This is a genomic window from Pseudomonas fontis (assembly GCF_028656955.1).
GTDB classification, from domain to species: Bacteria; Pseudomonadota; Gammaproteobacteria; order Pseudomonadales; family Pseudomonadaceae; genus Aquipseudomonas; species Aquipseudomonas fontis.
On sequence record NZ_JAMDGY010000015.1, the window covers coordinates 47957 to 54919 of the forward strand.

Annotated in this window: 7 protein-coding genes; 1 reads left to right on the forward strand and 6 read right to left on the reverse strand. The window is 63.0% G+C overall.

Annotated elements, in window-relative coordinates:
• The first annotated feature begins 130 nt into the window (after nt 1–130).
• Nucleotides 131–565: a PaaI family thioesterase gene (locus M5G11_RS05895; RefSeq protein WP_273910090.1), complete on the forward strand. Its 435-nt coding sequence runs from the start codon at nt 131–133 to the stop codon at nt 563–565.
• Nucleotides 566–598: 33 nt separating this feature from the next.
• On the opposite strand, the gene M5G11_RS05900 is transcribed toward M5G11_RS05895, so the two are convergent.
• The 6 genes from M5G11_RS05900 to M5G11_RS05925 all read right to left on the reverse strand — a co-directional run bounded on the left by M5G11_RS05900 (nt 599) and on the right by M5G11_RS05925 (nt 6594).
• A complete protein-coding gene (locus M5G11_RS05900) occupies nt 599–1144 on the reverse strand; it encodes a PqiC family protein (protein WP_273910091.1) in 546 nt (181 codons plus the stop codon).
• A 17-nt stretch (nt 1145–1161) separates the two neighbouring features.
• A complete protein-coding gene (locus M5G11_RS05905) occupies nt 1162–2805 on the reverse strand; it encodes a PqiB family protein (RefSeq protein ID WP_273910092.1) in 1644 nt (547 codons plus the stop codon).
• Nucleotides 2786–3412, reverse strand: coding sequence for a paraquat-inducible protein A (locus M5G11_RS05910; protein WP_273910093.1), 627 nt, complete (start codon nt 3410–3412; stop codon nt 2786–2788). Before M5G11_RS05910 ends, M5G11_RS05905 begins: the two co-directional genes overlap by 20 nt.
• Complete coding sequence (locus M5G11_RS05915; protein ID WP_273910094.1) at nt 3409–4008, reverse strand: paraquat-inducible protein A; 600 nt, start codon at nt 4006–4008, stop codon at nt 3409–3411. The genes M5G11_RS05910 and M5G11_RS05915 overlap by 4 nt, the downstream gene beginning before the upstream one ends.
• Nucleotides 4009–4089: 81 nt before the next feature.
• A complete protein-coding gene (locus M5G11_RS05920) occupies nt 4090–5751 on the reverse strand; it encodes an alkaline phosphatase D family protein (protein WP_273910095.1) in 1662 nt (553 codons plus the stop codon).
• A gap of 72 nt (nt 5752–5823) precedes the next feature.
• Complete coding sequence (locus M5G11_RS05925) at nt 5824–6594, reverse strand: ABC transporter ATP-binding protein (protein WP_273910096.1); 771 nt, start codon at nt 6592–6594, stop codon at nt 5824–5826.
• Between the last annotated feature and the right edge of the window lie 369 nt (nt 6595–6963).

The window sequence follows — 6963 nt, forward strand, 5'->3', positions numbered from 1 at the left end:
CGGCATGGCGTTTCGGGCAAAACCTAGTATTTCTGCCAGTTGTGCGGTGTGTGGGGCGGGTGCTGCAATGAATTCATCTGCGCGTGGAGGCCACCGGGCTGCGCTTGACCTTCAGGAGTACACAACCGTCATGGATTTCGAGAGCTACTTCTGGAAAATGGTGGAAGGCGAGTTTCCACTGTCCCCGGTCGCTGTCACCCTCGGCTGGCGCTTCCTTGAGTTCGAAGAAAGCACCTGCACGATGCAGGTCGAATACGAAGCCGGGCACACGCTCACCAACCTGAAGGGCTACCTGCAAGGTGGCATGTTGTCGGCGATGCTTGATGAGTGCATGGGGCCGGCAGTGTGCCTGTCGGTGGGGGACTTTCATTCCTTGACGACCATTGCGGTCGACACGCGATTCATCAACCCAGCCGCCCCGGGGATCATCCGTGCGGAAGGCCGCGTGGAGGCGCTCAAGGGCGAGATCTGCTTTACCTCCGGCACCTTGTTCGATCAGGCGGGCCTGCAACTGGCGACGGCCAACGCGGTGTTCAAGGTAGTCAGGCGCTCGACCCTGCAATGACCGCCCGAACGTGCGGCCAGGCAGGGCAGGCGACTAGTTTGGGCAGCCTCTCTGTGGGTTGTTTACCACCTGGGCTACCTGCTGGGCGAGGTGCTGCACGTTCTGTTGCTGCGCTGCGGCCAAGTCTTCGAGCGTCGGGCCGCTGGGGGTCTGCAACTGGCTACGACAGTCGATCGAGGCGCCGCTGGCCTCGCGCAGGCGCCAGCGGGCTTCGATCAGGGCGTATTTTCCCGGTAGCGAATCGAAGCGCACCACGTCCACCCGCAGCCCCAGCTTGCGCGGCCCGGTGCCGCCGCCCAGTTGGTCGACCAGGGCGCTGTGCAACTCGTCGCTTAGGCTCGCCCCCCACCAGTCGGTTTCGAGGATCACCAGCCCGCTGTTGCCCTGGCGAATGACCACCTGCGAACGGTCGACCTGCGGCGGTACGTTGATCTGCTCGATCTTGATCTCGGCATTGCCGATGTTCGGGCCGGCGCTGGTTCGCGCCGGGGTCAGCGTGTGGTAGTTGACCGGATCGCTGCGGCAGGCCGCAAGCAGCAGGACCAGCACCAGCAAGGACGGCTTCAGTGCAAACGGCATGGGGCGGGCTCCTGCGCTCAAGGGGACGGGCTATCGGCCGAGGCACCTTTCGGGCGGCCGAGCAGCAGCGATTCAGGGTGACGGCTGAGGTAGTCCGACAGTTCGCGCAACGAGCGCGACATGCGGTTCAGCTCATCCATGGTCTGGGAGATCTTCTCGCGTTGCGGCGAGTCGTCGGCCAGGGTCGAGTTGGCGCTCTGCAAGGTTTTGCTCAGCTCCTGCAAGGTGCCTTGAACGCCCGGCAGGGTCTTGGTGTTGACCTGTTGCAAGCCCTTGTGCAACTCGACCAGGTTGCGGTCCAGGTTGTTGGCGATGCGGTCGATTGGCAGTGCGTTGACCTTCTCCACCAACGCCTGGAACTGCTCCTGCAACTGCTGCAGGCTGCCGGGAATGGTCGGGATCCTGACTGGCCGTGCTTCGGCGTCAAACGCGACTTTTTCCGCCTTGGGGTAGAAGTCCAGCGAGATGTACAGCTGCCCGGTCAGCAGGTTGCCGCTGCGGGCCTGGGCGCGCAGGCCGTTGTCGACGAAGGTGTTGATCATGCGCACGGCGCTTTTTTCGTCGTCCGGGTCATGATTGAGCACCTTGAGCATCTTGGTGTGGGCCTGGCCCAGGCGTTGCGGGTAGACCACGATACCGACGATCACCGGGAAGATGCGCTGCTGCACATCGAAGTCCAGGTTGATCGATACCACCCGGCCAAACTCGATGCCGAGGAACTCCACCGGCGCCCCCACCTTGAGCCCGCGCAGCGACTGGTCGAAGCGCAATTGCAGGTACTGCGCCTTGCCGGAGGGCGGGGCAAGGGCGGTCTGGCGGTTGTCGAACAGCTCGAAATTCTTGTCCTGCTCGGCGGGCTGGTCTTCGGGGCTGTAGTCGGGGGCACGGAAGGCAATACCGCCCACCAGCATCGCCGACAGCGATTCGGTGCGCAGGTTGAAACCATCGGCACCGACGTTCAGGTCCACGCCGCTGACGTTCCAGAACCGCGTGTTCTCGGTGACGAAGGCATCATTGGGGGCGTGCACGAACACTTCGAGTTTTACCCGGTTGCCATCGGCCTCAAGCCCGTAGGACACCACCTGGCCCACCGGGATCTTGCGGTAGTACACCGGCGAGCCAACCCCCAGTGAGCCGAGGTCATCGGTGTGCAGGATGAAGCGCTTGCCGGGCTCGCCATAGGTAATCGGCGGTGGAGTTTCCAGGCCGATGAAGTTTTTCGAGCGCTCTTTCGCCTGGCCGGCATCGGCACCGATGAAGTCACCGGAGAGCAGGGTGTCTATACCGGAAATGCCGCTGGCGCCGATACGGGCGCGCTCCACCCAGAACTTCGAGTCCGTGCGGGTGAAGTTTTCGGCCTGCTTGACCAGCTTGATGGTGGCCGTGACGCTTTTCTGGTCCTCGCTGAGGTCCACGGTGGTGACCTGGCCGATCACCACGTTGCGGTACTTTACCGCCGTCTTGTTGGCTTCCAGGCCTTGGCCGGTCTTGAACACCACTTCAATGGTCGGCCCTTGACCCATCAGGTTGTTGACCACCAGCGAAATACCGATCAATACCGCCACGATCGGCACTATCCAGACCAGCGAAACACTGAAGCGTCGGGCTTTCACGGCCGGTTGGCCAGGCGAGGGCGTACCCTCAGGGGTGTCCGGCGTCATCCTCTTGCTCCCAGATCAGGCGGGGGTCGAAACTCATGGCGGCGAGCATGGTGAACACCACCACCATGCCGAAGAACAGGATACCCAGGCGGGGCTCGATATCGCCCAGCGCCTTGAACTTCACCAGCGCGGCAACCAGCGCCACGACCAACACGTCGAGCATAGACCAGTAACCGATCAACTCGACAAAGCGGTACAACCGCGCCCGTTGCTGGCGGGCCCAGTCGCTGCGGATCTGCACGGTGATCAGCAACAGCCCCAGCGCACAGAACTTGGTAGCCGGCACCGCGATGCTGGCGATGAAGATGATCAGCGCGATGTCCCAGGCGCCGTGCTCCCAGAACTCCAGCACACCGCTCATGATGGTGCTTTCGCTGCCCGCGCCGAACAGACTGGTGTTCATCACCGGCAGGAGGTTGGCCGGCACATAGAACACCAGCGCGGCGATCAGGTAGGCCCAGGTGCGAGCCAGCGAGTTGGGCTTGCGCCAGTGCAGCGGCGCGTCGCAGCGCTGGCAGTGGCTAGGTTGCCCGCGCAGGTCGCAGGCCATGCCGCAGGCGTGGCAGAGCACCAGGTTGAGGTCGGCGGCGCGCACGGGTTCGCTCATGGCAGGGTGTCCCACAGGTCGCGGATATCGCGGCCGGCGATGCGGATGATCAGCAGGCTGAGGATGGCCAGGGCAATCAGGCCGATGCCAGGCAACACATCGAGCAGGCCGGCCAGCTTGAACACCGCGACCATTGCGCCGAGCAGGCAGACTTCCAGCATGCTCCACGGGCGCAGGGTTTCCAGCCAGCGCATGCAGGTCTTGAACGCCGGTGAGCGTTTGCTGGCCAGGGCGAAGCACAGCACCCAGATCAGCAACACCAGCTGGAACAGCGGGGCGATGATGATCGAGATGGCTGCCACCCCGGCGATGAAGGTGATCGGGCCGGTGCTCAGGGCGAGCACCGAATCCCACAGGGTGGCGCTGTTGTGCAGGCCCTTGAGGCTGATGCTCATGACCGGGTAGAAATTGGCGAAAATCCAGAACACTGCGGCCGTTACACTCAGCGCGAGGCGTTGCTGGATGTTCAGGCCGTTGTAGCGCTGCAGCACCGCGCCGCAACGCTGGCACAGGGCCTTCTGGTGCTTCGCCAGTTCGACCTTGTGGTACACGCTGTCACAGTGCTCGCAAATGATCAGGCTCGCGGTATTGGCCATGGTGCGCGTTCCAGGGGCGGCGGGCATTAGCTCACTATAGAAGGGCACGGCGAATCGGCAACTGCATGGCACAACGGCCGCTTATTTGAGCAGCACCCGGCGCTTGGTCACCTCGCCGTCGTCCCCGTTGGGCCAGTGCAACTCCACCAGTACTTCGGTCTGCGTGCCATCCAGGCTGGGGCGCACGCAGAGCAGGGCGAAGTTCTTCCAGCCGGCCATGGCGTACCAGCGCTCGTAGTGCACCTTGGGCATGCCGCTCATTTCGCCGCCGGGGCTGATCGCCACCTTGAGGGCTTCCGGGGCCGGCATTCGCGATACCGCGCTGGAGGTTACCTGGAACACCTTGGCCGCCGGGTAATCCTTGTGCAGCAGGCGGAATACGCCGGCGCTGTGCACATCGCCGCTGAGGAAAGTGACCACCACGCCACGCTTGCCCAGCGCCGTGTATACCCGGTCCAGCAGGGCGCGGCGCTCCTTGAGGTTGGTGTCATGCTCCCAGCCATCCATGCAGTCGTCCTTGAGCGAGCCGATGTCGGCGTAGTTGCTCACGGCGCTGCGCCAATGCACCACCGGCACTGGCGAGACGATGAACACTGCCTTGGCCTGCTGTACGGCGGGGCTGGCCAGCCACTGCTCGAAGCGCTGCATTTGCGCACTGCCGAGGATCAGGAAGGGGTCACCCGGTTTTTCGATGTCATGCTGGCCGCGCATGTCCAGCACATAGAAGGCAGAACCGCCCTGTTCGAAGGCGTAGTCCCAGATGCAGGCATCCGGGTCATTGAGGTCGATGTGGGTGGTGGGGTTGTGGCTGTGTTCGTACTCGTAATAGGCCCGGCACGCGGCCCGCCACATCAGGTCGACGAGCATGGTGTTGGTTGGCGTGGCGGCACTTTCGAACAGCAACGAGATGCGGCTCTGGCGCTCCTTGAGGGTCAGCGAGCCCCAGCCATCCATGATCTCGTGATCGTCCCAGATCATGTACTGCGGGAAGCGTTCGTACACCTCGCGTTGGGTTGGCACATTCCAGTACACCCGGTAGAACCAGCGGTAGAGGTTGAGCAGGTACAGCTCGATGCCGGCCTTGTCGTAGCTGCCGTTGCCGCGCCGGTACTTGTCCAGCAGGGCCTGCTTGTTGGTTTTCAGCCATTCCCAGATATCCAGGAAGCCATTCTTGCGGTTGGTGTCGACATAGACCTGGTCACCGCCGCCGATGACGAACTGGGCGCGCTGGTCTTGCAGTTGTTGATGCAGCAATGGCCAGGCGCCGGCGCTGCCATCGGCGCTGATGGGGTCGTGGCAACTGTAGAAGCCGAAGGTCAGGGACTCTGGATTGCTCGCCGGGGTCATGAACAGCTTGGGCGTATCGCCGCCGATTTCGGTGCGCCGGCGGATGATCGCGCGGTCGGTCTGTGCGCTGATCAAGGCGTAATAGTAGGAGGTCTGGGGCTTGAGCCCGGTGACATCGAAAACCCCGGTCAGGTCGCTGTCGTAGCTGAACACGCGAGCCTGGCTGAATACCGGCTTGATCTTCTGCGCCTTGAGAAAGTCCGCCACGCCCAGTTCGTCCAGGCGCATCAGGTCGCCGGTCAGTGGCTGGCTGGTGACCACCAGCACCCACTCGCCGGGCAGGTACACGCGAAACCACAGGCGCACACTGGTCGGCGTGGCGGCACCGACGATGGCCGCACTGGCGAGTTTGGCGTACTTGCTTTCATTGGAGGTGGGGTCCAGTAGTTGGGACATTAGCGATTTCCTTATCAGGGTGTGGATCGATGCGTGCTTTCCCGGCAAGTAAAGCTCAAAACGGTGCTGTTATCAGCCGTGCCAGCAGCGATACCAGCCGTTGTTCTCGGTGATCTGCAGTGGGGTTTCATATAGTTCGGACAGGTTGGCGCTGGTGAGGATCTCGGCCTTGGGGCCATCGGCGACCACTTTGCCCTGGCGCAGCAGCACCACGCGTTCGGTTTCGGGGATGATCTCGTCGATATGGTGGGTGGTAATGATCATCGAGCGGCCTTCGTGGCAGAAGCTGCGCAACAGGCTGAGCATCGCCAGGCTGGCGCCCATGTCGAGGCCGTTGGCGGGTTCGTCGAGGATCAGCGTGTGTGGGTGATGGACCAGCGCGCGTGCCAGCAGCAGGCGGCGTTTTTGCCCGGTGGACTGGCGTTCGAACAGTGCCTGTTCGTCGTGCAGGCCCAGTGAGTGCATCAGTGCGCGGGCTTGTTCGCGTTGATCTTCGCTGGGTTGCAGGTGGCCATGGGCACCGATGGCGCCGAAGAAGCCTGAGACTACGACTTGCAGGGCGGTGGTGTGGGGGGTGTAGCCTTCCTGGAGGTCTTGCGAGACAAAGCCGATCTTGCTGCGCAGATCCCAGAGGTTGACCCGATCGTTGCCGAACAGCTTGAGCGAGCTGCCTTCGCGATCGACTGGGTAGAGTTCGCGGTTGACCAGTTTGAGCAGGGTGCTCTTGCCGGCGCCGTTGGGGCCGAGGATGGCGACGCGTTCGCCTTGTTCGAGGGTCAGGGAAAAACCGTCGAGGACTTTGGTTTCGCCCTGGTAGGCGGTGACATTGTTGAACTCGATCAAAGTTGCACTCCGGTCAGATCAGCGGGAGCACAGTATGCCTTGTGGGAGCGGCGTTGCGGCGATCCGACGGGTCCCGCGATCGAGTGTGCAGCGCTCGCAAGCCTGCTGGCGAGTGTCGGGCTGATGCACCGCATTCCTCTGGTTTTGCTGCCGCTGCGCGGCAGATCGCGGGACAAGGCCCGCTCCCACAGAGGTCTGTGCCAACCAGCCGAAATGAGGTCGTGCTCAATCCCTGTGGGAGCGGGCCTTGTCCCGCGATCGAGTGCGCAGCGCTCGCAAAGCCTGCTGGCAAGTGTCGGGCTGATGCACCGCATCCCTCTGATTTTGCTGCCGCTGCGCGCCAGATAACGGGACAACGCCCGCCCCCAC